Raw genomic sequence first — 26,217 nt, 5'->3', positions numbered from 1 at the left:
CAACAGTACTGGGACTGCACAAGTCGGTGGCGATCTCGCACGATGCCCACACCACGACTCCTTCCACCAAGCCGCGACGATGTGGCAGCCGGACCCTCGTTGGTCCCGTCGACGATCAGGTCGCGGATGAACTCGGCGAGGGCGGCGAACACATGAAGACGAGGCGGCCGCCTGGTGTAGTGGTGTCGAGGGCTTCGCGCACCACCTCCGACGATCGGATCGAGGGTGTCGCCGTCGAGCACGACCGCATCAGGTCGGTCGGTCGTCGCGATCATAGCCGTGGCTGTCCGAGAAAGGTCTGACAGAATTTGTTGAACACCAACTGTTTTCGACGCATTTGTTGAACACCATGCTGGCGCGGTTCGTACAGTGCGGCCAAAGGGTATTTGGATCGGCCTCACAAACATGGTCCCGGATGCCGTCCGCCCGTCCCAGCGGGCGCGCCGCCGGGCTATCCCTCGTGTGTGCGCGCCCTTTGGACGGACTCGAGTATCGCAGAGAGGTCGGTGCCCTGGTGGAGGTAGCCGTCGAGAAGCTCGACGCATCGCGTGGTGCGCGTTTGGCTGCCTACAGTGCCGTCTCCACATCATTGGCGCTGTGCAGTGATCGCGAACTGCGCGACCTAGTGGATACGGCTGCGCCGATGGGTTCTGGCATCGGCGGGACTTCGGCGTTGCTGGAGGTCGACGGGACCCCGGTCTTCGTCAAGCGGCTGCCGCTGACCGATCTGGAAAGGCAGCCGGAGCACGTCCGGTCCACGGCGAACCTCTTCGGGCTACCTGTCTTCTGCCATCCCGGCCTCGGGGTCCCCGGAAGCCCGGGATGGGGGGCCTGGCGGGAGTTGGCCGTGCACACCATGACGACGAACTGGGTGCTCGCACAGGACCATGAGGGCTTTCCCTTGATGTACCACTGGCGGGTGCTGCCCCACACCGGGCAGGCGCTGCCCGAGGAACTGGCCGATGTGGAGAAAGTTGTCGCCTACTGGGGAGGCGGACCACAGGTGCGCCACCGGATCGAGGCGCTGCGGGACTCCTCGGCGAGCGTCACACTGTTCCTGGAGTACATCCCGCAGAACCTGCACGACTGGCTGGACGTTCAGGTCAAAGCCGACGACGAGACCGCCGAGCAGGCATGCACCATGGTCACGAAGGAACTCGAAGCCGGAATCTCCTTCATGAACGCCCGCGGGCTCCTGCACTTCGATGGCCACTTCCAGAACATCCTCACCGACGGCAAGCGGCTGTTCTTCACCGACTACGGCCTCGCGATCTCCTCCCGGTTCGACCTGTCCAAGGAAGAGGTCGACTTCTTCGCCGACCACCAGACCTATGACCGCTGCTACACCCTCACCCACCTGGTGCAGTGGCTCGTCGTCGCCCTGTACGGGTCGAGCGGGACGAGTGCATCGCGTTCGTGCACGCCTGCGCACGAGGGGAACCTCCAACGGGAATTCCGCCGCAGATCGCGGCGATCCTCACCCGCCACGCACCGGTCGCCGCAGTAATGACGGACTACTACCGCGAGTTCCGTTTCGAGAGCAGACAGACCCCGTATCCCCTGGAGGCGATCCGCCGGATCGGCGGGCCGGACAGCTCGTTCACCATCTGATGGCCCCCGGGCGGCCGACAACAGGGCTGGATGCGGCAGGCCCTGGGTACTTTGATCCGCTTCTGCTGAACGGCCTGCCTACGGCCGAACGTACCGCGATGTCGATTCCCTCTGCCGAGGCAGTAGTGCTCGACGGAGCCGGACATATGACACACATCGACGCGCGCGAACAGTGGCGGTCGACCATCGAACGCTTCCTGCACGAGGCGGACTCAGTCACTCCCCCGTCTGTGACTGAACGCTGACATCGAGGTGGGAACTCGCACCCAGCGGCGATCTAGACGCTCGCGAACACGCGAAACGTCAGACAAAAGGACAGTCTTTCAACGAACAGGGCAGTGCACAGTTCAGTGCCTGTCAGCTTCAGTGCAATGCGCAGGTCAAGGTCGTTGTGCATCGGCTGAAGCCCAGTGGCGACGGCGTTTACTGAACGCTTCGGTGACAGATTCGCGCGCCGCGGCCCGCCGCGCGAATAGTTCAGTGCCCAGCTCACGGCGTCGGCGCACTGTCCTGTTCGACGCGATCGCATTGGTAGCGCAGGTATTCGGCGTAGGACAGCACCGTTCGGTAGTCGGCCGGGCGCAGGTCGACACCGAGCAGCGTGCTGGTCTGCACAGGGAGGTCGAGAATCTCGTCGGCCGAGATGTCGGAGAAGCGGGCCAAGCGGGCGAGTTCGCCGCTGTGTAGCTTGCGGTTTCCGCGTTCGAGTTCGGATACCGCGCCGCGTGGGATCGAGAGGGCCGCCGCGATGTCGTCCTGGGTCTTGCGTGCTTCGCGGCGCAGCGCCCGCAGGCGCGCACCGAATCTCTGCCATGCGGCGGCGTCAGCGCCGTGGCGTAATACAGCTGGTGAGTTGGTCATCGGTGCCCGCCTTGTCCCAGATCGGCAATCGGTCGGGTGTGCTGGTCGTGGTCGCGCAGCAGTCGCATCACGGTGGCCGGTGAGGGGTGCCGCGAGCCTGCCTTGTCCGATCGGCTGGCACGACGGATACACCCTCGGCATCGAGCAGATCCGCGCACACCCCGACTACCGCGGTGCCACGATCGTCCAGTTGGCCGAAGCCATCACCGAGACCGAGACGCTCACCCCACGCCTAACCGCCGCGCGCATTGTGGCGGTGGTGTGAGTGTTTGCGTGGTGGGGTGGCCTGGTCTCGCGGATCCGGTTCGTGGTCATCGGGGTGGTGGCCGCGGGCATGCTCGGTCTGGCCGGTTACGGGGCCGGGCTCGCGGATCATCTGAGTTCGGGCGGGATGTTCGACCCGACCTCGGAGTCCTCGGAAGCCGCGCGGCTGGCTGATACGGCGTTCGGGCGCAACCACGACGGTGATGTGCTCGTCCTCTACACCGCGCCCGAGGGGAAGACCGTCGACGATCCCGAGTTCTCGGGCAAGGTCGTCGAAAGCCTCAACGATCTGCCACGACGATACCCGGAGCAGATCTCAGGGATCACCGCCGCCTACTGGCGCACCGAAACCGGAAAAATCAGTGGCCCCCGGCTCGCGACCGACGATCGCAGACACGCCTTCGCGGCCATCGCCCTGCACGGCGACGACGACACGTCGATGATCCGCAACTACCGGGCTGTCAAGGGCGCCTTCGACATCGCTGGCGTCGATGTGCAGGTGGGCGGGTTGCAGCCGGTTGCCAGCGCACTCAACGACACCATTGCCGAAGATATCCACCGGATGGAGCTGCTGGCCTTCCCCGTCGTCGGGCTGCTGTTGTTCTTCATCTTCGGCGGTCTCGTCGCCGCGTCGCTGCCGTTGGTCGTGGGCGGGCTGACGGTCTTCGGCGCCTTCGGCATCGTCAAGTTCCTCACCGAGTTCACCGAGGTCAACTCGTTTGTCTCCGCTGTTGTTTCGATGATCGGGTTCGGCCTTGCCATCGACTACGGACTGTTCATCGTCAGCCGGTTCCGCGAAGAACTCGCCGAAGGCTATGACACTCCTGCCGCCGTGCGGCGCACCGTGATGACCGCGGGCCGCACCGTTGTCTTCTCCGCGACGATGATCGTCGCCAGCGTCGGCGGAATGCTGCTGTTCCCGCAAGGATTCCTGAAATCCTTCGCCTATGGCGCGATCGCGACGGTATCGATGGCGGCGCTGACCGCCATCACGATCCTGCCCGCGATGCTGGCGGTCCTCGGACCGCGGGTGGACATGCTGGGTATCAAGCGATTCCGCAAAACGAGGTCGGCTGAAGAGGTCGAGAACGGGTTCTGGGGACGCAGCACCCGCTGGGTCATGCGCCATCCGATCAAGGTCTTGGTCCCGCTCGTGCTCGGGCTCGTCTTGCTGATCCTGCCCATCGGCAACCTGGCATTCGGCGGACTCAGCGAGAAATACCTGCCACCGGACAATCCGACCCGTCTGGCCCAACAGGAATTCGACCAGCTCTTCCCGCTTCGCAAATCCGACCCGATCGAACTGATTTTCGTCTCCGAGGACACCAACGCCATTGGCGCGCTGTGGAAACAAGCAAACGCCGCACCCGGCCTGGCCGAAGCGTTCGGTGTGCCGGCCCGCTCGACCACACAGCCCGAGGTCTTCCGCACCACCGCCGTGCTCACCAACTCGAGCAACGCCGGGCCCGCCATCGATTACCTGCGTGACCTCCCCCAGCCCGAGTCCGTGCGCATGCTCGTCGGTGGTATGCCCGCCCTGCAGAAGGACAGTGTCGATACCCTGCTATCCCGGATACCGTGGATGGTCACCCTGGTCGTGCTTATCACGACGGTGCTGATGTTTCTGACTTTCGGATCACTGGTGCTGCCGATCAAGGCCGCACTGATGAGCGCGCTCGGCCTCGGTTCCACCCTCGGAATCCTGACTTGGATCTTCATCGACGGCCACGGCGCGACGCTGCTGAACTTCACCCCGCAACCGATCACTTCGCCGGTGCTGGTGGTCATCGTGGCCATCATCTACGGCCTGTCCACCGACTACGAGGTCTTCCTGCTCTCACGCATGGTCGAAGCCCGCGCGCAGGGGGCATCGACCACCGAGGCGGTGCGCATCGGCACCGCGCACACCGGGCGCATCATCACCGCCGCCGCGTTGATCCTGCTCGTGGTTGTCGGCGCATTCGCGTTCTCGGATCTGGTGATGATGCAGTACATCGCCGTCGGCATGATCGCGGCCCTGATTATCGATGCCACGGTCCTGCGCATGCTGCTGGTCCCAGCGACCATGAAACTGCTCGGCGACGACTGCTGGTGGGCGCCAGAATGGATGAAACGCATTCAACAGAAAGCCGGGCTCGGCGAACCTGTCCTCGACGACGCGCACCCTCGTAACGCCAACCCGGTGGATCTGATCCGCACGACACCGGTCACCGATCCGGTCACCACACAGCTGCCCGCGGTGTTCGGTCCCGACCCCGCGCCGTCGCAACGGCGGGTGTCACGACTGCGGCGACCACGCCCGCCCCGAGCCATCTCAACCGACACTGAACCGCCCACCACGCCGATCCATCGATAAATGCCATACGCACGCCCATACCGCTGGGCGCGCTATGGGCGGATCGGTCAGCGCGGTACTGCGGTGGTGAGTTGTGGGCCGTAACCGTTGATTACCAAGCAGGTGGCCGTGCCCTTGCGGGTCCAGCGGGTCTGGTCCGGGTAAGGACGAGGTTGCGAAGCTGATCGAGCATGGTGCTGTTGGTCAGGATCGCTATCGTGGCGTCCATACAGAGGCGTTCGGACTGTTGAAAGGCCTGTGCGGTGCCGGGCCATGGTCCGGACAGGCGTACCTCGGTGATCACCTCCGCATAGTGCGGTTCGTTGCAGGGGACCAGGGTTACGTGGGTGACCCTGGCATCGGCGGGGGTGTTCGTGAGGCGGTCGTCGGTCACCCACTCGAAACCTGCGGGATCGACTTCTTCGCCTGCCAGGAACAACGGCCGGACCGTAAACCCCTGCAGCTAGCCGAAATTGGTGCGGAACCACCCCAACAGATCCGCTTCCGACTTCACGCCCTCGTCCGGATCGTCCTTGGCCAGGGCGCACACATCGACCATGAGCCGGAATTCGTCGTGCACCGCCAGCAGGCAGGGGCGCGCGCCGAACGTGGCGTTCTCGTCGGTGTAGCAGAAGAAGCGGCCGACGGGGCCGGATGCCTTGCGCCACACGTCGTCCGCGCCGGAGCCACCGCACGCGTGTCCCGACACCTGCCCCAGCCCGGCTTGATATCCGAAGGTCATCGTCCGGTGGTCAGGGAAACCGAAGAACGTGGGAGCGGGGTCGCCGCGGTGGGTGGCGCAGTGGATCGCCGCTTCCGCCGTGCTACCCGCGGGCAGGTCCATGTGCTTGCAGGTCGAGGGTCCGAAATCGCCGGTCAGGTGATCGAGGACACGCCGATCGGCGGCGGTGAAGAAGTCCGGGTCGACCGTCTTCTCCTGCGGCAGGAAATGGTAGAGATGGTGCGACGCAACGTAATCGCGCGTCGGCTGGTCACTCGGGTCCGCCCAGATGTAGATACCCAGCGAGAGCTGGTCCTCGTCGGCCACGGCGAGCACCGGTTTGGGCGTCGCCGGGTCGTCGACGCGGCTGGTCAGGCATGCGTCCCGCCCCGCGGGCTTGCCGTCCACCACGAGGGGGCCGTCGTCGCCCGGCGGATCGTTCGGACAGTTCGTGGCGTCGTATGCCTCGACGACGAAATGCCGGTAGTAGTCCCGCAGGCCGTCGAGGGTTCGGAATCGGAAGAGGCGGGCGGCGGGGGCGTCCGTCCGGTCGTTGGCGTCGCAGGACACGATCGCCGTGGTGTCGGCGGCAGGCTCGCGGTGCACGCAATTGGTGCGCTTGTAGCCGATCAGGCCCGCGCTGGCCACCAGCTCCACATCCGCCGGGTTCAAGGCGGCGCGGTCGGGAACCGCGGTGCCGTCGGCGGGCCTGCCCGAGGCCATCCAGGCGACGAGAACCGTTGCCGCCGCGAGTATCACGGCGGCGATCAGCGCCGGGACGGCCAACCGGCGCGCCGTCCGCCGCAAGTTCCGCTTCGGCGGCCCGAGCGACCGCGCACCGCCGTCTTCGGCGAGCGGCCGGATTCGCGGCCCGTCTCCGGCTGTAGCGCCCTGCGGCACAACGGCTTCCGCGCTCGTGACGGTGTCATCGCCGATGGCCGCTTCCTGAGTCGGGAGCACCGGCAGTGCCACCTCCGCCTCGCCCCGCAGCGCCTCCTGCGCGGCGGCCGCGAACTCCCCCGCGCTGGCATACCGTGCGTCGGGGTCCTTCGCCAGCGCCCTGGCGATCACGGTGTCCATGGCCGACGGGATCTCCGGACGGAGCGTGCTCGGCCGCGGCGGCGGCTCGTTCATGTGCGCCCGCATGATCTCGCCGTCGGTCTCGGCCGGGAAGGGTCTGGCGCCGGTGAGGCATTCGTAGAGCACGCAGCCGAGGGCGTAGATGTCGGCGGACTGGGTCACCACGCGCGAGGTGAACCGCTCCGGCGACATGTAATGGAACGAACCGATCGCCGAACCGTCGGCGGTCAGGCCCTCGGCGGTGCTGGAGTGCGCGATGCCGAAGTCGACGAGATAGGCGAAGCCGTCGGGCGTGGTCAGGATGTTGTCGGGCTTGATGTCACGGTGCACCAGCTCGTCACCGTGCGCGGCGTCGAGAGCGGCGGCCACCTGCTTGATCAGTTCGACCGCGACGGCCGGTTCCAGCGGCGCGTGTTGCCGCAGTACCGCGCGCAGGTTCTCGCCTTCGACAAGGCGCATGTCGATGAAGAGGTGCCCGTCGATCTCGCCGTAGTCGTGGATCGGGATGACGTGCGGTTCCTTGAGCCGGGCCGCGGCGTGCGATTCGCGCCGGAACCGTTCGCGGTAGACGGGGTCTTCGGCGAGCCGCTCGGGCAGCACCTTGATCGCGACGACGCGATCCTTGCCGGTGTCGTAGGCCTCGAACACCTCGCCCATGCCGCCGCGACCGATCAGCCGGACCAGCCGGTACGGCCCGAATTCCGATCCGACCTCGAGTCTGCGCTGGTTCGTCATATCGATCCTCCGTGACGCGCATCGCTCCCGGACGGCGGCGCGGCCCCGTGCCGCGCGAGCCGTGGATCAGCCGCCGAACACCGCACACCCGTGGCCGACGTGCACGCCGGTGCCGACGGACACCGCGTAGTCGGCGGTGATGACGTCGTCGGGCGCCTGCACCACGCTGATCGTGTGCCTGCCCGGCGTCGCGGGCACCCACTTCAGCAGCGCGACCCCGCCGGTCGGCCGCACCGTGGCGAGCGGAATACCGTTGTCGTAGAAGTACACCGGCGAGACGGCGTCGGTGAGGAATGCCTCGATCGTGTAGCTACAGCCGGTGCCGAAATTGGTCGCGAGGCCGTAGCCGAGGTCGGGCAGAACACCGACTCCGGTCGCCGTGGCGCCCGCCGAGGGCGCGGCGGCCACGGCGATCGCGGCGGCGCCCGCACAGGCGCTCGCCATCACGGTGGCGCGAATCGGCCGCCGACGAGTATCGCGGTCAACGATCATCCTGTACCCCTTCCGGGACGCCGGCCCCTTCCGATGGTATCGCTCCGACACCGGCGGATTGCGCCATCCGCCGATCATGGTGGCCGTTCGCTCCGGCGAGCGCGCCGCGGCGCTGCGGTCAGTCGGTGGGGCCGCCCGCCACGTAGATGACCTGCCCGGAAACGAATCCGGCGCCCTCGCCGACCAGGAAGGAGACCGTGTTGGCGATGTCCTCCGGCTTGCCGGTGCGTCCGACCGGGATCTGCTTGGCGGCCGCCTCGCGGAACTGCTCGAAGGTCACGCCGAGCCGCTCGGCGGTGGCGGCGGTCATATCGGTCTCGATGAAGCCGGGGGCGATGGCGTTGACCGTCACGCCGAACTTGCCGAGCTCGATGGCCAGTGTCTTGGTGAAGCCCTGCATGCCTGCCTTCGCCGCGGAGTAGTTGGCCTGGCCGCGGTTGCCGAGCGCGGAGGTGCTCGACAGGTTGACGATGCGCCCCCACTTGGCCTCGGTCATGTACTTCTGCGCGGCGCGGCTCATCAGGAACGAGCCGCGCAGGTGCACGCTCAGCACCGAGTCCCAGTCGGCGACGCTCATCTTGAACAGCAGGTTGTCGCGGGTGATGCCCGCGTTGTTCACCAGCACCGTCGGCGCGCCGAGTTCGTCGGCGACACGCTGCACGGCGGCTCCGACGGACTGTTCGTCGGACACGTCGACGCCGACCGCGAGCGCCTTGCCACCCGCGGCCTCGATCTCCTCGACCACGGGCTTGCAGGCGGCCTCGTCCAGATCGAGGACCGCGACCGCGAACCCGTCCGCGGCGAGCTTGCGTGCGGTGGCGGCGCCGATGCCGCGGGCCGAACCGGTGACGATGGCCGTGCGAGAAGTCGGGGCGCTCATGGTTCTCCTGACTGTCGAGGGTGGTCCCGATTCGAGGGGACATCCATAAAATACAACTCGACCACTGCGTCTCCAATGAAATGGCGGCGGCTGTACGATTCACGTGGTGACCACTTCCTCGCGGCCCACCGCCACCCGCTCCCCCGGACGCCCGGCTTCGGCCACCCGCGAGCAGGTCATCGAACTCGCCCGCCGTGCTTTCCTGGCCGGTGAACGCGTCGACGTGCAGGCGATCGCCGCCGAGCTAGGGCTCAGCCGCGCCTCGGTCTACCGCTGGTACGGCTCGCGGGACGGTCTGCTCGGCGCCATGCTGCTCCAGGAATACGAGCAGATGATCGCCCGCGCCGACGCCAAGCGGCGGACCAGTGGCGCGGAGCGCATCCTCGAGGTGCTCGACCGCGTCGCCCGCTGGGAGGCCGTGAACGAGCCCTTCCGGCGCTACTTCGAGAACGAACCGATCTCGGGCCTGCGCATCCTCACCGCCAGCGACGGACCGGTCCAGCCGCGCGCGGTCGCGGCCGTCACCGAACTCATCGCCCGGGTCGAGGAGGAGGACGGCTACCGCCCACTCCTGGAACGAGAGCTGTTGGCGTACACGCTGGTTCGTTTGGGCGAGGCGTTCCTCTACACCGACACCGCCGCGGGCATCCGCAACGACGTGGACCGGCTGCGCGAGGTGCAGTCGGTGCTGCTCGGTCTCACCGAGCAATCCGGCGCCCCCGCCTGATCCGCGCCCGCGACACCGACCCGAACCCACGCGGGTGGGCCGTCCGCCATGCCGCGGAGCGACAGTGGCGCTGTGCGGCGTCGAAATGGTCTGTGGGCCCGTGAAAAGCCCGAGCCGGGCCGGGCGCGGTGTGGCAATCTACAACCCGACATCCGCACCCACGATCTTCGGGAGCCGACGATGGCACTTCGCAAGTGGCCCACCGCTTTCGGCGCGGTCGACTACGATCGGCTGCCCGCCGCGCTGGATCAGCTGGCGTGCGCGCACGCGCGCAGGGCGCTGGCCAGCACCGATTCGCGCGAACCGCTCGCGCTGATCGATCAGGCCGTCTCGATCGGCGCGTGCGCCGAGGCGCTGCTCAAGGCCGTCCTCGCCGCGATCGACATCCACCTCGTGCGCGGGCAGTCGGCGGGCATCGAGACGACGCTGACGCTGGCGGGGCTGCCGGAGCATCCGGACCGGCCGCTGCCCGACATGTGGACCGTGGGCGCGATCGAGGCCGCGCAGGTGCTGAACCGCGCCACACCCGCCGACGTTCGCCTACCGGAGGAACTGCTCGCGCGGATCGTCACGGTGCGCGACTCCGCCGTTCACATGGGCTTCGTGGACCGCGCCGAGAGCGAGCGCGCCCTCGCCGATCTGGTCGTTCTCGTCGATCGGGTGCTGTCGATTCGCCGCGGGCTCGGCCAGGACGCCGACTGGGCCGCCTTCTGGTCGCCGAAGCATCTCGAGCGAGCCGACACGATCCGGTGCGAGCGCATCGCACCGGTTGTCGAGCTGATCGAACTCAGTGAGGACAACCTCCCGCTCCTGCTCGACGCGGCCGTCGCCGACGCCGACCCGCTCGAGGTCATGGCGCCGGTGCCAGGTCCGCCCGGCTGGACCGAACAGCGGAAGCAGGCATTCCTCGCCTTTCACCGTGACCGCGCGCTGCACCCCACCTGCCCGAACGAACGCACCTTCGTCATCACGGCCGGGGGGCGGGTCGTCGGCGCGGCGCGGCTCGAACCGCACGGCGAGGAGGTCGAGGCGGGCGTGTGGATCGGCCGTTCGCATCGCGGCCAGGGCGTCGGCGGTCGGGTCGTAGCTCGGTTGCGCGAGCTCGCCGCCGGAACCGGCGCTCACCGCCTCACCGCCGTCACCACGCCGGACAACGCCGCGGCGCGGCGGCTCATCCACACCGGATTCGGTGCGCGGCCGCGCGTCGAGGGCGACGCGGTCACCGGCGCCGCGGAGTTGCGCTGATCTTCGCCGATCGACCTCAGTCGCCGCGTAGCTGGTCGAGCAGCACCGAGACGTGACTGTGCGACGGGTCCTTCGCCGCGGTCACCAGGGTGACGGGATGCTCGGCCGCCAGCTCGCGCAGCTCCTGGAGACCGCGCCGCTGCGGTTCGCCGGACAGTTCGGCCTCGTAACGCCGGGCGAACTCGGCGAAGTCGGCGGCGGAGTCGTGGTGGAACCAGGTGCGCAGCTCGTTCGAGGGAGTGATCTCCTTGTCCCACAGGTCGATTCGGGCCCGCTCTTTGCTGATGCCGCGCGGCCACAGCCGGTCGACCAGCACGCGGCGGCCGTCGTCGTCGCTCGGGTCCTCGTAGATCCGCTTGGTCCGGAACTCACTCACGTTCGCGTCCTTCCGCTGTGCCATCCGGTTCACTCCACGACGAGCACGATCAGTCTGCGCGGCCCGTGTACTCCGGGCGCCACGGCGTCGGCGGTCGCCGACGGGCCGCTGACCAGGATGGTCGAGCGGCGCGGGTCGAGCCGGTCCATGACCTCCGGCAGCGACGGCTGGATCTGTTCGGCTCGCACCACGCAGACGTGGCAGTCGGGCGCCAGGGTCGAGGGACGGCGGCTCTGCCCTTCACCACCGTCGAGCACGAGGACGCCGATATCGGCGGCCGCGGCCGCGCAGGTGGTGACCACCGCGTCGACCTGTTCCGTCTCGCTCGCCGTCGCCAGCGGACTGTCGGGAACGATGCGGTGCCCTTCCGCGGCCGCCCACCGAGCCAGCCATTCACCGGGTAATCCGTCGGGGGCGATCACCGAGCGCGCGCCGTGCTCACGCAGCGCGGCGTCCACCCGGTCCGGGATGGCCGCGGCGGTGATTCGGCGCAGCTGCGCACCGTGCTGTGCCAATCGCTCGGCGAGCAGATCGACCAGCTCGGCCAGGTCGCCGCGCTCGGGGCCGGAGCCCGGGCGGGCGGTGGCGCGCGGCACCGGTACCACCCGTTCGTCATCGGGTAGCTCGACCAGCGCGTCCCTGATCCTGCGCAGCAGATCCTCGCGAGAATTCACGTGCGCCACCATCCGCTCGTGTTCGCCCAATGTCCCACTCCCCCAGCGGTTTCCACCATCTCTCCGGCTCTTTCCGGATAGGCGTCGCGATAGTACCGCACGGAAGGGACCACCGCTCAGACTCCGGCTTCCACGGTTTGCCCGCCGCGATGCTCGATCGCGCCGAGAATCAACCCGCTGTCGTCGGCGTCGACGCGCACCGCATCACCCGGGCCGAGCTTTCCGTCCAGCAGCAGGCGAGACAGCTTGTTGTCGAGCTCTTTCTGCACCGTGCGGCGCAGCGGGCGGGCCCCGTACTCGGGCTGGTAGCCGTGCTCGGCGAGCCAGTCCACGGCGGGATCGGTGATGTCGAGGTCGATGTCCTGTGCGTGCAGCAGGCGGCGGGTGCCGTCCAGCACCAGATCCACGATGTTGCGCAGTTCCTGCCGGTCGAGACGGTGGAACACGATGGTCTCGTCGATCCGGTTGAGGAACTCGGGGCGGAAGTGCGCGCTCAGCCGATCCATCAGCTGCGGTGTGATCGCGTCGACATCGCCTTCGGGCGCGGAGAGGATCAGGTCGGAGCCGATGTTGCTGGTGTTGATGACGGCCCGCGCCTCCGCGGTCGGATCGCGGCTGTATTCGTCGAGCGTCGGCGTCTCGCTTTTCGCCGGTCGGCCGGTGGGGGCGGGCTTCGCGCCGGACAGCAGCACGTGGGCCGCCGGACTGTCGGTGAGGGAGGCGATACCGAGCAGGACGTGCTCGGGTCCGATATAGCTGCTGCCCGCTTCGGCCGCGCGGCGCTGAGCCGCCCGCAGGGCGAGCTTGGCGGCCGGGCTCAGGGTCACCGGCTCGTCGGCCTCCTCGGCGGGTTCGCCGGTGTCGCTGACGTCCCGCATCTGGTTGGCAACCTTGTCGGGGTCGTGGCCGAGTTCGGCGATGATGCTGCGACCGGGTTCCGCCTCGGTGGCCGCGTACAACAGATTCTCGGGGGTGACCTCGTGATTGCCCCAGTCCCGGGCCGTCTCGCGCGCGGTGGCGATCAGCAGTTTGGCGTTGTCGGTCATCAGCCGCCCGAGACCGGTGCGCTGCACGGGTGGCTGGGACATCATCCCCGAGCCGAAGAACCGCTGGAAGATGTCGTCGAACGAACTGATCGAACTGGGCCAACCCTCGGTCATGTCCACCTCGCTGCGTCGCGGCGCACGCTGTGCGCCAACGGGATAACGGACGGCGCCGGACGAGATGGCACCCCACTGGACTGCTCACGGTTCGCGCTCGTTCACATCGCGTCGCTGACGCCGGTGCGACCACGGGAAATCGAGCGCGCGCTCCCTGGCAACGTACCGCCGTTTCACAGGGGCTGGCAACCGCGCGGTTCGTGATCAAGTCGATACGGGCTAATCGGCCGCTACGTGCCGGGCGGACCTATCCTGCTGGCATGGCGACCGGCACCGGGCCTGTTCCGCCGCGGCCGGGCGACGGCCGTGATCGAGTGGTACCCATGTGCCGCACCCTCGCCGAACTCGACGCCTCGGTCGCCGATTGCTTCGCCTGCCCGCGCCTGGTGGCATGGCGGGAGCGGGTGGCGCGCGAGAAGCGCGCCGCCTTCCGCGACGAAACCTATTGGGGCCGACCGGTTCCCGGCTTCGGTCCGGACGACGCCCGGCTGCTGATCATCGGCCTCGCGCCCGCGGCGCACGGCGGAAATCGCACCGGGCGCATGTTCACCGGCGACCGCAGCGGGGACGTGCTCTACGCCGCCATGCACGCCGTCGGCCTCGCCAACCAGCCGACCTCGGTGCGCCGCGACGACGGGCTCGAGCTGCTCGGCGCCCGGGTCACCGCGCCCGTGCACTGCGCGCCGCCGGACAACAAACCGGCTCCCGACGAACGCGATCGGTGCCGCGGCTGGCTCGACCTCGAGCTCGGACTGCTGGCGCCGACGGTGCGTGCGGTCGTTGTGCTCGGCGCGTTCGGGTGGCAGGCGGCGCTGCCCGCGCTCGCCGAGGCAGGCTGGGTGGTGCCGCGCCCGCGCCCGAAGTTCGGCCACGGCGTGCGCTACACGCTGGCGCCCGCTGTCGCGAACCGCGCGGAACTGGAACTGTTCGGCTGCTACCACGTCAGCCAGCAGAACACTTTCACCGGACGATTGACCCCGGCGATGCTGGAGCAGGTGCTCGCCGAGGCGGCGACGGCCGCGGGACTGCACCCGCACCGGCCGCACTGAGATCGCCGACCCGGAAGGTCAGTTCACGCCGGGCGATTCCCGCGGCGGTGCAGGGTGAGCTGGAGCTCGAGGAGCAGTCGGTCGGCGGGGTCCGTCAGGCCGATGCCGGTGATGGACTCCGCGCGGCGCAGGCGGTAGCGCAGCGTGTTCGGGTGTACCCGCAGCGCGGCGGCCGCGCGGCGCACGTCGCCGTGCTCGCGCAGATAGCCCTCGACGCTCTCGCCGAGTTGCGAGCCGTGGTCGCGGTCGTAGTCGAACAGGGCACGCACGCGGGGGTCGCGCAGATCGTCGCGGGTGGCGAGCAGATCGAGGATCTCCCCGAGCAACACGGCGGTGCGGGATTCGGCGAGGGTGGTCACCCGGCCGCGCGGAAAGGTGGCGGCGGTGCTGTCCAGCACCCGATCGACCTCGGCGCGGGCGGCGGCCACCTCGGTGAGGTCGGCGACGGGAATGGCGATGCCCGCGCGCAGGACCGCGCCGCGGCCGGCCTCCAGCTGGTCGACCAGCTGCCGGGTCCACGCGATGACCGACGGCGCGGACCGGTATCCGGGCAGCAGCACATAGACGCGGTCGCCGAGCACGGTCGCGATCGAGTCGGGACGAAACGAACTCGCGTGCAACCGGATCACGCTGCCCAGCGCCGAATGCCGTTCCCTCGCGGGCGCATGCACGGCGAATCCGACGACGGCCGCAGGCCCGTGCACGGGGACGCGCAGCGCGCCCGCCACGGACGGTATGTCGACACCGGCGCCGTGCGCACCGAAAAGCCTTTGGAGCAGCAATGTTTCGGTGGACGGCGCGTCCAGGGCGCGCGCGATGATGCGGGCGGCGATGGCGGCGGCTCCGCACAGCACCTCCGCGGCGTCCGGCTTGAACGGCCGGTCACCCTGTTGCAACCAGATCGAGCCGAGTGTGCGCGACCCGCCGTCGACGGCCGTCGCGTGGATGCCGACGACCAAGCGGCGCTTGATGTTCAGCTCCTCGTGTGCGGGCAGGTCGATCACCTCGTCGCTGCGGCGCAGCCGGTCGAACACGCCCCAGTCGTGCAGCACCCGCAGGTAGTCGCGCGGGCCCTCGCGGCCGAGGATCGACAGGATGCGCAGTTCGTCGGCCGAGTCGTCGGAGGCCGAATAGGCGAGCACGTGCGAATGCGGGTCCTCGATGGAGACCATGCCGCCCGCGTTCTGCGCGACGATCTGGGCCAGCCCGAACAGGTCGGTGTCGGTGGTGAGCGGGTCGTCGGCGGGCCCGCCACCCGCCGCCCGGTCGAGGACGCGGCGGACCTGCGCCAGCACCGCGTCCCAGCGCGCCTTGTGGTGCACCACGACCACCGCGACTCGCGACCGGCGGGCGGCGCCGCGCACCGAAGCCGACTCGGCGGTCGATTTGAGCAGCACTACGCGCGGGCGCTGCTCGGGCGGGCGCGCGGCCAGCTCCCCCAGCCAGCGCCGCACCGCCGACTCCCGCACACCCACCAGCAACGCCATGTCCGCCGGCGTCGCGGGCGTCTCGCCGAGATCGTCGCTGTCCAGCAGCGCCACCGAGCCGATCCCGACCGCGTCGCCGTCGGGCGCCTCGACCAGATCGATGACGGTGCTGTCGAGCGCGTCGAGCAGTTCGCGCAGCGGCACGCCCTCCCGCCGGCCCGGTTCCTCGGTGACCACGCTCACACCTTTCGTTCCGCTCGGCTTCGGCCGATCGGACAACAACTCGGTTCCATCTTTGTCCTATCGGCCGATCCTGCGCCGGGCTTTCCCGGAGTTGACTGCGCTGACCAGCTCCGACCAGGCAGGAGGATCCATGGACGCCATCGCGACCACGCCCACGCCCGTCAACGAACCGGTCGGCAGCTTCGCCCCCGGTACACCCGAACGGGAGCGGCTGCGCGCCGAACTGGCCCGGCTCACGGCGACACCGACCGAGGTGCACCACGTCATCGGCGGCCGACACCGCCGCACGGCGGGCCCGATCGTCGAGGTGGTGCAGCCGCATCGGCACGCCTCGGTACTCGGCACCGTCACGTTCGCCGAGCACCGCGATGTGCAGGACGCCATCGAGGCCGCCACCGCGGCCGCGCCGGGTTGGCGCGCGCTGTCGTTCGAGGACCGGGCGGCGGTATTCCTGCGCGCCGCCGATCTGCTCGCCGGGCCGTGGCGCGAAACCCTCGCCGCCGCGACGATGCTCGGCCAATCCAAGACGGCGTACCAGGCCGAGATCGACACACCGTGCGAGCTGGTGGACTTCTGGCGCTTCAACGTGCATTTCGCGCGCCAGATCCTGGCCGAGCAGCCGATCTCCACGCCGGGCGTCTGGAACCGGCTGGAATACCGTCCGCTGGAGGGCTTCGTCTACGCGATCACCCCGTTCAACTTCACCGCCATCGCGGGCAACCTGCCCACCGCGCCCGCGCTGATGGGCAATACCGTGCTGTGGAAGCCCGCGCCGACGCAGGCGGTGGCCGCGTACTGGACCATGAAGCTGCTGGAGGCGGCCGGGTTGCCGCCCGGCGTGATCAACCTGGTGCACGGGGCGGGCCCCGAGGTCTCGGAGGTGGCGCTGGCCGACGCGCGCCTGGCCGGTGTGCATTTCACCGGATCCACCGCGACCTTCCGGCACCTGTGGCGCACCGTCGCGACGAATCTCGAGCGCTACCAAGGATATCCGCGCCTGGTCGGCGAGACCGGCGGCAAGGACTTCGTGCTCGCGCACAGCTCCGCCGATCCGGACGTGCTCACCACGGCGCTGATCCGCGGCGCGTTCGACTATCAGGGCCAGAAGTGCTCGGCCGCCTCGCGCGCGTTCGTCCCCGCCTCGGTGTGGGCGAGGATGGGCGTCGATTTCATCGACAAGGTCGGCGCGCTGACCTACGGCGACGTCACCGATTTCGGCAATTTCGGCGGCGCGCTCATCGATCGGCGCGCCTTCGACAAGAACGCCGACGCCATCGCCCGCGCGAAGGCGACGCCGGGGCTGACCATCGCCGCGGGCGGCCGAACCGACGACAGCGTGGGCTATTTCGTCGATCCAACCGTGCTGCTCGGCGACGATCCGGCCGACGAGGCGTTCCGCACCGAGTACTTCGGACCGATCCTGGCCGTGCACGTCTACGACGACTCGGCGCCCGGATCCTTCGACGCGGCAATGGAACTCGTCGACCGCGGGACGGCCTACGGCCTCACCGGCTCGATCGTCGCCGACGACCGCGCGGCCGTCGCCGCGGCCACCGACCGGCTGCGCTTCGCGGCGGGCAATTTCTACGTCAACGACAAACCCACCGGCGCGGTGGTCGGCCAGCAACCGTTCGGCGGCGCCCGCGCGTCGGGCACCGACGACAAGGCGGGATCACCGCAGAACCTGCTGCGCTGGACCTCTGCTCGCACCATCAAGGAGACCTTCGTGCCGCCCACCGAGCACCGTTATCCGCACCAGGCACCGACGCCCGGCACCGAGACGGAGGTGCAGTGATGCCCGCCGGACGGCTACGGCCCGCGCTGCTCGCGGCCGCTCGCTCGCCGCGGTTGGAGCGCGGCGTCACGCGGATGCGCGCCACCCGCTCGCTGGTCGATCGTTTCGTGGCCGGGTCGACCGAACCGCAAGCCATCGCCGCGGCCGAAGCGCTCCGGAGCTCCGGCCGGTTCGTCACCATCGACTACCTGGGCGAGGACACCACCGACCCGGCCCAGGCGCGCAACACCGTGGCACACTATCGCGAACTGTTCGCGGCGCTCGCTGAGGCGTTCGCCGCCGCGGAGCCGGGAACCGCTCGGCCGCTGGAGGTTTCGCTGAAGCTCTCGGCGCTCGGTCAGTCCCTGCCGCACGACGGCCACCGGATCGCCCTCGACCACGCCCGCGAGATCTGCGCCGCCGCCGACGCGGCGGGCGTCGCGGTCACCGTCGACGCCGAGGACCACACCACCACCGATTCGACGCTGGCGATCGTGCGAGACCTGCGCGCGGACTTTCCCGGCACCGGCACCGTGCTACAGGCGTACCTGCGGCGCACCGAGGCCGACTGCCGCGAGTTCGCGGGGCCGGGTTCGCGGATCCGGCTGTGCAAGGGCGCGTACCGGGAGCCGGAGTCGGTGGCGTATCAGTCGGCCGCCGAGGTGGACGCCGCCTACCTGCGGTGCCTGCGCATCCTGATGGACGGCGCGGGTTATCCGATGGTGGCCACCCACGACCCGGCGATGATCGAGGCCGCGCAGCGCTACGCCGACACTGTCGACCGTAAGGCGGACGAGTTCGAGTTCCAGATGCTCTACGGCATCCGCGACGTCGAGCAGCGCCGCCTCGCCGAGGACCGGCGCCAGGTGCGCGTCTATCTGCCCTACGGCGACCAGTGGTACGGCTACTTCATGCGCAGGCTCGCCGAACGGCCCGCCAACCTGGCGTTCTTCCTGCGCGCGCTGGCTCCGGCCAACCGGCGCTGAGCCCGCCGCGCCCCGCCCGGCGTTGTCCGATCGGCCAAGCCTGGTCGAACATTATTTATCCAACTCACCGATCACACCGCGTTCGTGGTCCGATTAGCTGACAGCCACCAGTGTGATCCGCGTTACGGCGCACGCCCCGCGACCCGGGGCGTGCCGAGCCGAACGCAGCGGAGAAAGGAAGCCGCATGTCCCTCGCGGAGTTGCGCCACCAGATGTTGCGCCGCAAGCCCCTCGTCGAAGTCGAGGACGAGACGCCCACCGACGAACGGTTGGCCAAACACCTCGGCGTGTGGCAGCTCACCGCGATCGGCGTCGGCGGCATCATCGGCGCGGGCATCTTCACCCTCGCGGGCAGCGTCGCCAACAAGACCACCGGTCCGGCCGTGCTGCTGTCCTTCCTGGTGGCGGGCCTGGCCAGCGCGGCGGCGGCGCTGTGTTACGCGGAATTCGCCGGCATGGTGCCCAAGGCCGGATCGGCCTACACCTACGGCTACGTCTCGCTCGGCGAGTTCGTCGGCTGGTTCATCGGCTGGGATCTGCTGCTGGAGTACATCGCCGTCGCGGCGGTCGTCGCGATCGGCGTCTCCGGATACTTCGGATTCCTGCTCGATCAGGTGGGCATCACGCTGCCGGATTGGATGCTCGGCGCCTCCGGGACCGGCGAAGGCCACGTAGTCGACGTGTTCGCGATGGTGTTCTGCCTCGGCACGGCGTGGGTGCTGTCCCGCGGCATCCGCAGCGTCGGCCGGTTCGAGACGGTGGCCGTCGGCATCAAGGTCGCCCTTGTGCTGCTGATCATCGTGCTCGGCGTCTTCCAGATCGACAGCGCGAACTACACCCCCTACTTCCCGTACGGCACGGGCGCGGTGATGACCGGCGCGGCCACCGTGTTCTTCGCGGTGTTCGGCTACGACGCCATGAGCACCGCGGCCGAGGAGTCGGTCGACGGCAAGAAGCACCTGCCCAAGGCGATCCTCTACTCGCTGGCCATCGCGATGGTGCTGTACGTGCTGGCCACCCTGGTGCTCACCGGCATGCAGAAGTACACCGAAATCGATCCGGAGAGCGGCTTTTCCACCGCCTTCGAGTCCGTCGGCATGCCAGGCATCGCCAACGTCATCGCGGTCGGCGCCATCGTCGGCATCATCACGGTGGTGCTCACCTTCATGCTCGGGGTGACCCGGGTGTGGTACTCGATGAGCCGCGACGGCCTGCTGCCCGAATGGTTCGCCAAGACCCATCCGGAGCGCAAAGTGCCGACCCGCGTGACGTGGATCGTCGGCGTCGGCTCGGCCGTCCTCGCCGGACTGCTGCCGATCGACCTGGTCGCCGAGCTCACCAACATCGGCATCCTCAGCGCGTTCGTGGTGGTCTGTGTAGCCGTGCTGGTCTTCCGCTACACCCGGCCCGAGGTGCCGCGCACCTTCCGGCTGCCGTTCATGCCGGTCGTCCCGATCGTCGGCGTGGTGTTCTCGGTGTGGCTGATCCTGTCGCTGCCGTGGGAGACCTGGGTGCGCTTCGGGGTCTGGCTGGTGATCGGCCTGGTGATCTATTTCGGGTACTCGCGCACCCACTCCAAGCTCCAGCAGACCGGTCCCGCCGCGCCGCCGCCGGCCGGCGAGCACGCTCGGGCGTAGCCTGCCCGTCCGAGGCGAGCCTGCCGCGCGCGGGTCATCCGAGCAGATGCGGCGGGGTCACGGCCGGAGGCGCTTTGCGCACGAAGTCCCGCCGCAGCGCGTGATACGGCTCGCCAGGAGCGAAGAAGTTGCGGTGCATCCTGGCCAGCTCCGCGCCGCGATAGGCGTCCAACGGTTTGGTCATCTCGTCGGCGGCGCGGCGTTGCTTCTTCGCCACAAGGCGCTGCGCCAGCTCCGCGCCGCCCGCCAGACGCGCTGCCTCTCGCCGTGTCGAGTCCGAGAAGGTCTCGGCATCGCCGGGTACGACGCGGTCCACCAGACCGAGTGCCGCGGCCGCACCGGCTCCCACCGGGAGCGCCTCCCGCATCAGGCGATCGGCCTCGGTCGCGGCGACGCGCCGGGGCAACAGATAGGTCCAGTACTCCGAGCCGTGCAGGCCCATCAGCCGATAGTGCGGGTTCAACACCACCGACTCTCGGCACCACACTTCGTCCGCGGCCAATGCCAGCATCACGCCGCCCGCCGCCGCGTTGCCCGCCAGCGCCGAGATCACGACCTTGTCCGTGGTGGTGAGGATCGCCTCCACCACGTCGTTCATCGCGGTGATGTTGAGCCAGGATTCGACCGCCGGGTCGTCGGCCGCCTCGATGACGTTCAGGTGGATGCCGTTGGAGAAGAGGTCGCGCGGCGAGCCGAGCACGAGCACGTCGATCGGTCGCGCACAGGCCTGCCGGTAGGCCGACAGCAGCGCGCGGCACTGGCGGGCGCTCATCGCGCCGCCGGGAAAGGAGAACTCGAGGTAGCCGACGGCACTGTCCTCCCAGTAGCGCAGCTCGGACCAGGTGTCCCGGATCGTGGCCGCCGCGGGTGACACGGGCACTTCCCTGACCGACGCGGGCAACCCGGAACCGAGCGCGTCGGTCGCGGGCCGCTTGAACGTCGGCGGGCCGCCTGCCTCCCGGCGCGGACGTAGCTGCGGCACCCACACCGCGCCGTCGACGGTCGCCAGGCAGATCGCGCAGGCACGGGTGGCGATGATCGTGCCGGGACGGCCACGCAGCCGATCCTCGTGATGGCCACCGTGCAGGTAGAACTCCTGGCCGCACAGCTCGTCCAGGACGCCCGGTTGCGAATCGGCGGCGCGTAACTTCCGCAGCACGACCGTCGTGTCGTCGGAAGCCCAGTCGATCCGGCGGTATCGCTGATCGTGATAGGGCCGAAGCCGTCCCCTGGCATCGGACCGGACGCGGCCCAGTGGCTCCGGCTGGAAACGGCCGCCTGCGAACCGGGCGAGCGCGAGCAGCACGGCCCGCACCGCGGCATCGGCGACGTCGGTGCGATAGAGCTCGCTCTTGCCGCAGGCCGCGACGGTGAACGGCACCGAAGCCCAGATCGGTCCCGCGTCGAACTCCGCCACCGCCTGAAGCACTGTCACAGCCCACTCGCGTTCGCCGTCGTGAATTGCCCAATCGAGAGAGGAGGGCCCGCGGTCACCGATGGGTCCCGGGTGCACGATCAGGACGGTGTGCGCGGACCAGATGTCCTCGGGGATCGCGGTGGTGAGCATCGGCGCCAGGATCAATTCCGGCTGGAAGGCCGCCACCCCCGCCCGCAACAATTCGTCGCCGAGCGCCAATTCGACGCCGACGTGGTGGTCGCGGGCACGCAGTTCGGCGTGGACGCGCTGGGTGAGACTATTGAATGCATTGGCCACCAACAGAATTCGCAAGACACCCTCCATCGCATGTAGAGAGCTTTACGTCTTCCCCGGAAAACACTCGGTGCGAAATTCGCACGGCACTCGTCGAGGTACTTCCCGGACCACCGCCACCATTTCTCGGACACGAACGACAATCCAAAAGCGCAAGCCATTATCACTCGAGTCGATTCGACCGGCCCGCAATTCCGCGATTCGACCTCCCGACCGGCGTGGGTTCGGCACCGCACGCGGTCCCGAACCCGCGACAGTTCACTCCCCGCGGCTCCACCGGCCCGGCGCGAGCGTGAGCAGCGCGAGCCCCACGCCCAAAACCGCCAGGCCGCACCACGATACGAGCGGAAGACGCTCGCCGACGATCACCACGCCGAGTATCGCGGCGACGGCGGGCTCGGCGAGGGTCAGCGTGGTGGCCACCTCCACCGGCGTGTGCCGCAGACCGTATCCGAAGAGCCGGTAGGCCAGGAATGTGGTGAAGAAGGCCAGATGCATCCGATCGACGATTGTTCGGACGATCGGGCTCGGAATCGAATCCAATTCGCTAAGATGGGGTCGATGACCAGCAAGGATTCAGCCGACTCCCCGCCGCGGGCCTCCTCGAGTCGCAGTCGCGCGCCGGTCCCCCTCGACGACGTCGACCGCGTCCTGCTGGACCACCTGGCGCGCGACGGCCGGATCACCAACAACGCGCTCGCCGCGGCGGCCGGTATCGCGCCGTCGACCTGCCTGGGGCGGGTGCGGGCGCTGGTGGAGCGCGGCGTGATCCGCGGCTTCCACGCCGATATCGACCCGGCCGCCCTCGGGCGCGGCTTGCAGGCGATGATCGCGGTACGGCTGCAAGGGAATTCGCGCCAGCGCCTCGCCGAGTTCGGCAATCGGCTCGCGGCGCTGCCCGAAGTGCTCAATGTGTATTTCATCGCGGGCGCTGACGACTATCTGATCCACGTCGCCACCGAGAACACCGACGAGCTGCGGGGTTTCGTGCTGGAGCACCTGAGCGCCAACCCGGCGGTGTCCTCGACGGAGACGATCCTCATCTTCGAGCACCTACGTCCGCAGACACCGGTGCCCGGGCATTGAGCGCGGCCGCGCCCCGCACGGTGCGCGGCGTTCGGACCTCACGCGGCGACGAGCCGCTCCGCGGTGTAACCGTGTGCGGCGGCGACGGATTCGGACAGCAGCATCCCCTCGTGGGTGCTCAGCCCCGCGGCCAGGCCGGAATCGGCGGCCGCCGCGGCGCGCCAGCCGTGCTCGGCCACCGCGATGACGTAAGGGAGGGTGGCATTGGTGAGCGCCACCGTGGAGGTGTTCGGCACCGCGCCCGGCATGTTCGCGACGCAGTAGAACACCGAATCGTGCACCCGGTAGGTGGGGTCGGCGTGGGTGGTCGGACGGGAATCGGCGAAGCAGCCGCCCTGGTCGATGGCGATGTCGACCAGCACCGATCCCGGCTTCAACTGCTCGACGAGGTCGTGCGACACCAGTTCGGGCGCCTTCGCGCCCGGCACCAGCACCGCGCCGATCACCAGATCCGCTTCGCGCACCAGATTCTCGACCTCGAGCGCATTGGAGACGACGGTGCGCACGTGCCCGCGGTACTGCTCGTCGACCTCGCGCAACCGGCCGATGTTCACATCCAGCACGGTGACCTCAGCGCGCATCCCGACCGCGACGGCGATCGCGTTGCGACCCGCCACTCCCGCGCCGAGCACCACGACCTTCGCGGGCCGCACCCCGGGCACCCCGCCCATCAGAACGCCGCGGCCGCCCTCGCTGCGCATCAGGTGGTACGCGCCCGCTTGCGGCGCGAGCCTGCCCGCGACCTCGCTCATCGGCGCCAGCAGCGGCAGGCTGCCGTCCCGGCCGGTCACCGTCTCGTAGGCGAGGGCGGTGACACCGGAGGCCAGCAGCGCGTCGGTGCACTCCCTTGACGCGGCCAGGTGCAGATAGGTGAACAGCACCTGCCCGGCGCGCATCCGCGAATACTCCTCGGCCACCGGCTCTTTCACCTTCAACACCAGATCCGCGGCGGCCCAGACCTCGTCGGCCGTCGGCAGCACGCGCGCGCCGACGTATCCATAGGCCGCGTCCTCGAACGCCGATCCGGCGCCCGCCCCGGCCTCGAGGAACACTTCGTGTCCGCGAGCGACAAGTTCACGCACACCGGCGGGTGTGCACGCCACCCGGTACTCGTGATTCTTGACCTCGCGGGGGATCCCGATTTTCATCAGCACTCCTGTCGTCTCGTCGGCTTTCGAGTCAGAGCGAATCCCTATTGATGGGGATCGCGACAGGTCTCAGTATGAAAATTCTGCGAGATCAGATCCAGATATCCGAAGATAATTCTCAGATTGGGTCGTATATATACGTGATCGACGAGACGGTCGGTCACCGCGGCCGTCCGGTCGAATCATCTTCGACCGGTTCGGACCGGGCGCGGGCGCGGAGGCCGCGCCCACACCGGCTACACCGAGACCCGGTCCTCTTCCGGCGCCCCCGCGATCCCGCGCGAGTCCGGCGCACTGAGCCGGACCACATCGGCCGACCGGTCGTCGGGCTGCTCGTTGGCGCGCAGTTCGGCCTCGACGCGGACCCGGTAGGTCTCGATCTCGCGCTCGACTCGCTCACCGCCCCAGCCCAGGTACGGGGCCACCAGCCGCGCGACCTCGGCCGCGACCAGGACCCCGCGGTCGCCGGTCTCCACCGACAGGTGGGTGCGGCGGGTGAGGATGTCGTCGAGGTGCAGGGCGCCCTCGTGGGTCACCGCGTAGACGATCTCGGCCCGCAGGTACCGGGAATTGCCCAGCGGGGCGCCGAGTTCCGGCTGCGCGGCGACGATCTCACGCAGTTCCGCCACGGCGCTGCCGTACCGGCCGAGCAGGTGCTCCACGGTCGCGAGGTCGACGCCGAACTCGTCGGCCAACCGGGCGCGGGAGAGCGAGAGCTCACGGTATCCGTTGGCGCCGACCAGCGGCACCCGCTCGGTGCACGACCGGGCCACCCGCCCTGGCAGATCCGCGACGGCGGCGTCGATGGCGTCCTTGGCCATCACGCGGTAGGTGGTGTACTTGCCGCCCGCGACGATCACCAGGCCGGGTACCGGCGTCGCCACGGTGTGCTCACGCGAGAGCGCGCTGGTCTGCTCGGAGGCGCCCGCGAGCAGGGGCCGCAGCCCGGCGTAGACGCCGACGATGTCGTCGTGGTCGATCGGCTGTTCCAGCAGCCGATTCACCTGGGCGAGAATGTAATCGATGTCGGCGCGGGTGGCGGCGGGGTGGGCCAGGTCGTGGTCCCATTCGGTGTCGGTGGTGCCGATGACCCAGTGGTCCTCGCTCCACGGGCACGGGATCACGAACAGCAGGCTCTTCTCGGTCTCGGTGATCAGGCCGGTCGCCGAGTCGATCCGGTCGCGCGGGACGACGATGTGCACGCCCTTGGAGGTGCGGATCCGGAAATCGCTCGTCCCGCCGAGCATCTCCTGGATCTCGTCGGTCCACGGACCGGCCGCGTTCACCGTGCGCTTGGCGCGAACGGGAATGTGCCTGCCGCTCTCCAGGTCGTGCACGAGCGCGCCGACGATCCGGCCGTCCTCGCGCAGGAAGTCGACGACCCTGGCGCTGGAGGCGACGAGCGCGCCGTGGCTCGCGGCGGTGCGCGCCAGCATCATGGTGTGGCGCGCGTCGTCGAGCTGGCCCTCGTAGAAGCTCACGCCGCCGCGCACCGTGCCGCGCTTGGCCCCGGGGAAGCGGGCCAGCGTGGCCCGCCTGCCCAGATGCCGATGATGCTGCGGCACACCACGTCCCGCGCCGAGCACGTCGTACACGCCGACGCCTGCGCCCACCCAGGCCCGGTCGAGGCCGGGGCGTTCCAGCGGGTAGACGAACTCCACCGGCTTGGCCAGATGTGGCGCCAGGGTCTCCAGGATCAGCGAACGCTCCCGCAGCGCCTCGAAGACCAGGGCGAAGTTGAGCTGCTTGAGGTAGCGCAGGCCGCCGTGGACCAGCTTCGACGACCGGCTCGAGGTGCCGGAGGCGTAGTCGCGCGCCTCCACCAGGCCGACGCTGAGGCCGCGGGTCACCGCGTCGAGCGCCGCGCCCGCGCCGACCACGCCCGCGCCGATGACCAGCACGTCCAGTTCGGTGCTCGCCATGGCGTCCAGGGCGCGGCTACGCTCGGCCGGGCTCATCGCGACCGGTGAAGTGAGAGAACGGTCGACCATGTCG

22 protein-coding genes are annotated in these 26,217 nt (G+C 69.1%); 10 read left to right on the top strand and 12 right to left on the bottom strand.

Going from position 1 to position 26,217, the window contains the following annotated elements; all coding sequences use genetic code 11:
• The first annotated feature begins 643 nt into the window (after nt 1–643).
• On the top strand, nt 644–1,507 hold the full coding sequence (locus tag AC3ERS_RS20865) for a protein kinase family protein (RefSeq protein WP_431969722.1): 864 nt from the start codon (nt 644–646) through the stop codon (nt 1,505–1,507).
• Between the two features lie 593 nt (nt 1,508–2,100).
• Here the strand turns inward: AC3ERS_RS20865 and AC3ERS_RS20860 are convergent.
• Nucleotides 2,101–2,472, bottom strand: a complete 372-nt coding sequence (locus AC3ERS_RS20860) for a helix-turn-helix domain-containing protein (protein ID WP_431969721.1) — start codon at nt 2,470–2,472, stop codon at nt 2,101–2,103.
• Between the two features lie 79 nt (nt 2,473–2,551).
• Between AC3ERS_RS20860 and AC3ERS_RS20855 the strand changes: the two genes are divergently transcribed.
• Both AC3ERS_RS20855 and AC3ERS_RS20850 read left to right on the top strand, forming a co-directional pair.
• Entirely contained in the window at nt 2,552–2,737 is a 186-nt protein-coding gene (locus AC3ERS_RS20855; protein ID WP_431969720.1) for a hypothetical protein, read from the top strand.
• Nucleotides 2,738–5,092 carry an MMPL family transporter gene (locus AC3ERS_RS20850; RefSeq protein ID WP_431969719.1) on the top strand — a complete coding sequence of 785 codons (2,355 nt, stop codon included), beginning with the start codon at nt 2,738–2,740 and terminating at the stop codon, nt 5,090–5,092.
• A 442-nt stretch (nt 5,093–5,534) separates the two neighbouring features.
• Here AC3ERS_RS20850 and AC3ERS_RS20845 read toward each other — a convergent pair whose 3' ends face one another.
• The 3 genes from AC3ERS_RS20845 to fabG form a co-directional block, all read right to left on the bottom strand.
• Nucleotides 5,535–7,607, bottom strand: a complete 2,073-nt coding sequence (locus tag AC3ERS_RS20845) for a serine/threonine-protein kinase (protein WP_431969718.1) — start codon at nt 7,605–7,607, stop codon at nt 5,535–5,537.
• A 66-nt stretch (nt 7,608–7,673) separates the two neighbouring features.
• Nucleotides 7,674–8,099, bottom strand: coding sequence for a hypothetical protein (locus AC3ERS_RS20840; protein ID WP_431969717.1), 426 nt, complete (start codon nt 8,097–8,099; stop codon nt 7,674–7,676).
• A 118-nt stretch (nt 8,100–8,217) separates the two neighbouring features.
• Nucleotides 8,218–8,979: a 3-oxoacyl-ACP reductase FabG gene (fabG, locus tag AC3ERS_RS20835; protein ID WP_431969716.1), complete on the bottom strand. Its 762-nt coding sequence runs from the start codon at nt 8,977–8,979 to the stop codon at nt 8,218–8,220.
• A gap of 106 nt (nt 8,980–9,085) precedes the next feature.
• Here fabG and AC3ERS_RS20830 point away from each other — a divergent pair, with 106 nt between their 5' ends.
• Nucleotides 9,086–9,706, top strand: a complete 621-nt coding sequence (locus tag AC3ERS_RS20830; protein WP_431969715.1) for a QsdR family transcriptional regulator — start codon at nt 9,086–9,088, stop codon at nt 9,704–9,706.
• 180 nt (nt 9,707–9,886) lie between these two features.
• Nucleotides 9,887–10,951 (top strand): GNAT family N-acetyltransferase, encoded by a 1,065-nt coding sequence (locus AC3ERS_RS20825; RefSeq protein ID WP_431969714.1) that lies wholly within the window; start codon nt 9,887–9,889, stop codon nt 10,949–10,951.
• 16 nt (nt 10,952–10,967) lie between these two features.
• Here the strand turns inward: AC3ERS_RS20825 and AC3ERS_RS20820 are convergent, their stop codons facing one another.
• The 3 genes from AC3ERS_RS20820 to AC3ERS_RS20810 form a co-directional block, all read right to left on the bottom strand.
• A complete protein-coding gene (locus tag AC3ERS_RS20820) occupies nt 10,968–11,351 on the bottom strand; it encodes a DUF488 domain-containing protein (protein WP_431969713.1) in 384 nt (127 codons plus the stop codon).
• 5 nt (nt 11,352–11,356) lie between these two features.
• Entirely contained in the window at nt 11,357–12,001 is a 645-nt protein-coding gene (locus tag AC3ERS_RS20815; RefSeq protein ID WP_431969712.1) for a LutC/YkgG family protein, read from the bottom strand.
• A gap of 116 nt (nt 12,002–12,117) precedes the next feature.
• Nucleotides 12,118–13,161, bottom strand: coding sequence for a Clp protease N-terminal domain-containing protein (locus AC3ERS_RS20810; protein ID WP_431969711.1), 1,044 nt, complete (start codon nt 13,159–13,161; stop codon nt 12,118–12,120).
• Between the two features lie 323 nt (nt 13,162–13,484).
• On the opposite strand from AC3ERS_RS20810, the gene AC3ERS_RS20805 reads away from it, so the two are divergent.
• The gene (locus tag AC3ERS_RS20805; protein WP_431969801.1) at nt 13,485–14,210 is read left to right on the top strand and encodes a uracil-DNA glycosylase; all 726 of its coding nucleotides are present in this window, start codon (nt 13,485–13,487) and stop codon (nt 14,208–14,210) included.
• A gap of 23 nt (nt 14,211–14,233) precedes the next feature.
• Here AC3ERS_RS20805 and AC3ERS_RS20800 read toward each other — a convergent pair whose 3' ends face one another.
• Nucleotides 14,234–15,874, bottom strand: coding sequence for a PucR family transcriptional regulator (locus AC3ERS_RS20800; RefSeq protein WP_431969710.1), 1,641 nt, complete (start codon nt 15,872–15,874; stop codon nt 14,234–14,236).
• A 136-nt stretch (nt 15,875–16,010) separates the two neighbouring features.
• Here AC3ERS_RS20800 and pruA point away from each other — a divergent pair, with 136 nt between their 5' ends.
• The 3 genes from pruA to AC3ERS_RS20785 all read left to right on the top strand — a co-directional run bounded on the left by pruA (nt 16,011) and on the right by AC3ERS_RS20785 (nt 20,277).
• The gene (gene pruA / locus AC3ERS_RS20795) at nt 16,011–17,675 is read left to right on the top strand and encodes an L-glutamate gamma-semialdehyde dehydrogenase (RefSeq protein WP_431969709.1); all 1,665 of its coding nucleotides are present in this window, start codon (nt 16,011–16,013) and stop codon (nt 17,673–17,675) included.
• Nucleotides 17,675–18,640 carry a proline dehydrogenase family protein gene (locus AC3ERS_RS20790; protein ID WP_431969708.1) on the top strand — a complete coding sequence of 322 codons (966 nt, stop codon included), beginning with the start codon at nt 17,675–17,677 and terminating at the stop codon, nt 18,638–18,640. The genes pruA and AC3ERS_RS20790 overlap by 1 nt, the downstream gene beginning before the upstream one ends.
• Before the next feature lie 185 nt (nt 18,641–18,825).
• Nucleotides 18,826–20,277 carry an amino acid permease gene (locus AC3ERS_RS20785; RefSeq protein ID WP_431969707.1) on the top strand — a complete coding sequence of 484 codons (1,452 nt, stop codon included), beginning with the start codon at nt 18,826–18,828 and terminating at the stop codon, nt 20,275–20,277.
• 34 nt (nt 20,278–20,311) lie between these two features.
• On the opposite strand, the gene AC3ERS_RS20780 is transcribed toward AC3ERS_RS20785, so the two are convergent.
• Nucleotides 20,312–22,006, bottom strand: coding sequence for an enoyl-CoA hydratase-related protein (locus tag AC3ERS_RS20780; protein WP_431969706.1), 1,695 nt, complete (start codon nt 22,004–22,006; stop codon nt 20,312–20,314).
• 240 nt (nt 22,007–22,246) lie between these two features.
• On the bottom strand, nt 22,247–22,486 hold the full coding sequence (locus AC3ERS_RS20775) for an EamA family transporter (protein WP_431969705.1): 240 nt from the start codon (nt 22,484–22,486) through the stop codon (nt 22,247–22,249).
• Nucleotides 22,487–22,549: 63 nt separating this feature from the next.
• On the opposite strand from AC3ERS_RS20775, the gene AC3ERS_RS20770 reads away from it, so the two are divergent.
• Nucleotides 22,550–23,074 (top strand): Lrp/AsnC family transcriptional regulator, encoded by a 525-nt coding sequence (locus AC3ERS_RS20770; RefSeq protein WP_431969704.1) that lies wholly within the window; start codon nt 22,550–22,552, stop codon nt 23,072–23,074.
• 38 nt (nt 23,075–23,112) lie between these two features.
• Here AC3ERS_RS20770 and ald read toward each other — a convergent pair whose 3' ends face one another.
• Both ald and AC3ERS_RS20760 read right to left on the bottom strand, forming a co-directional pair.
• A complete protein-coding gene (ald, locus tag AC3ERS_RS20765) occupies nt 23,113–24,222 on the bottom strand; it encodes an alanine dehydrogenase (RefSeq protein ID WP_431969703.1) in 1,110 nt (369 codons plus the stop codon).
• A gap of 236 nt (nt 24,223–24,458) precedes the next feature.
• Complete coding sequence (locus tag AC3ERS_RS20760; RefSeq protein ID WP_431969702.1) at nt 24,459–26,213, bottom strand: glycerol-3-phosphate dehydrogenase/oxidase; 1,755 nt, start codon at nt 26,211–26,213, stop codon at nt 24,459–24,461.
• Nucleotides 26,214–26,217 lie beyond the last annotated feature (4 nt).

The sequence above is a fragment of the Nocardia sp. bgisy134 genome, from assembly GCF_057708325.1.
This window is presented reverse-complemented; position numbering and strand designations above follow the sequence as displayed.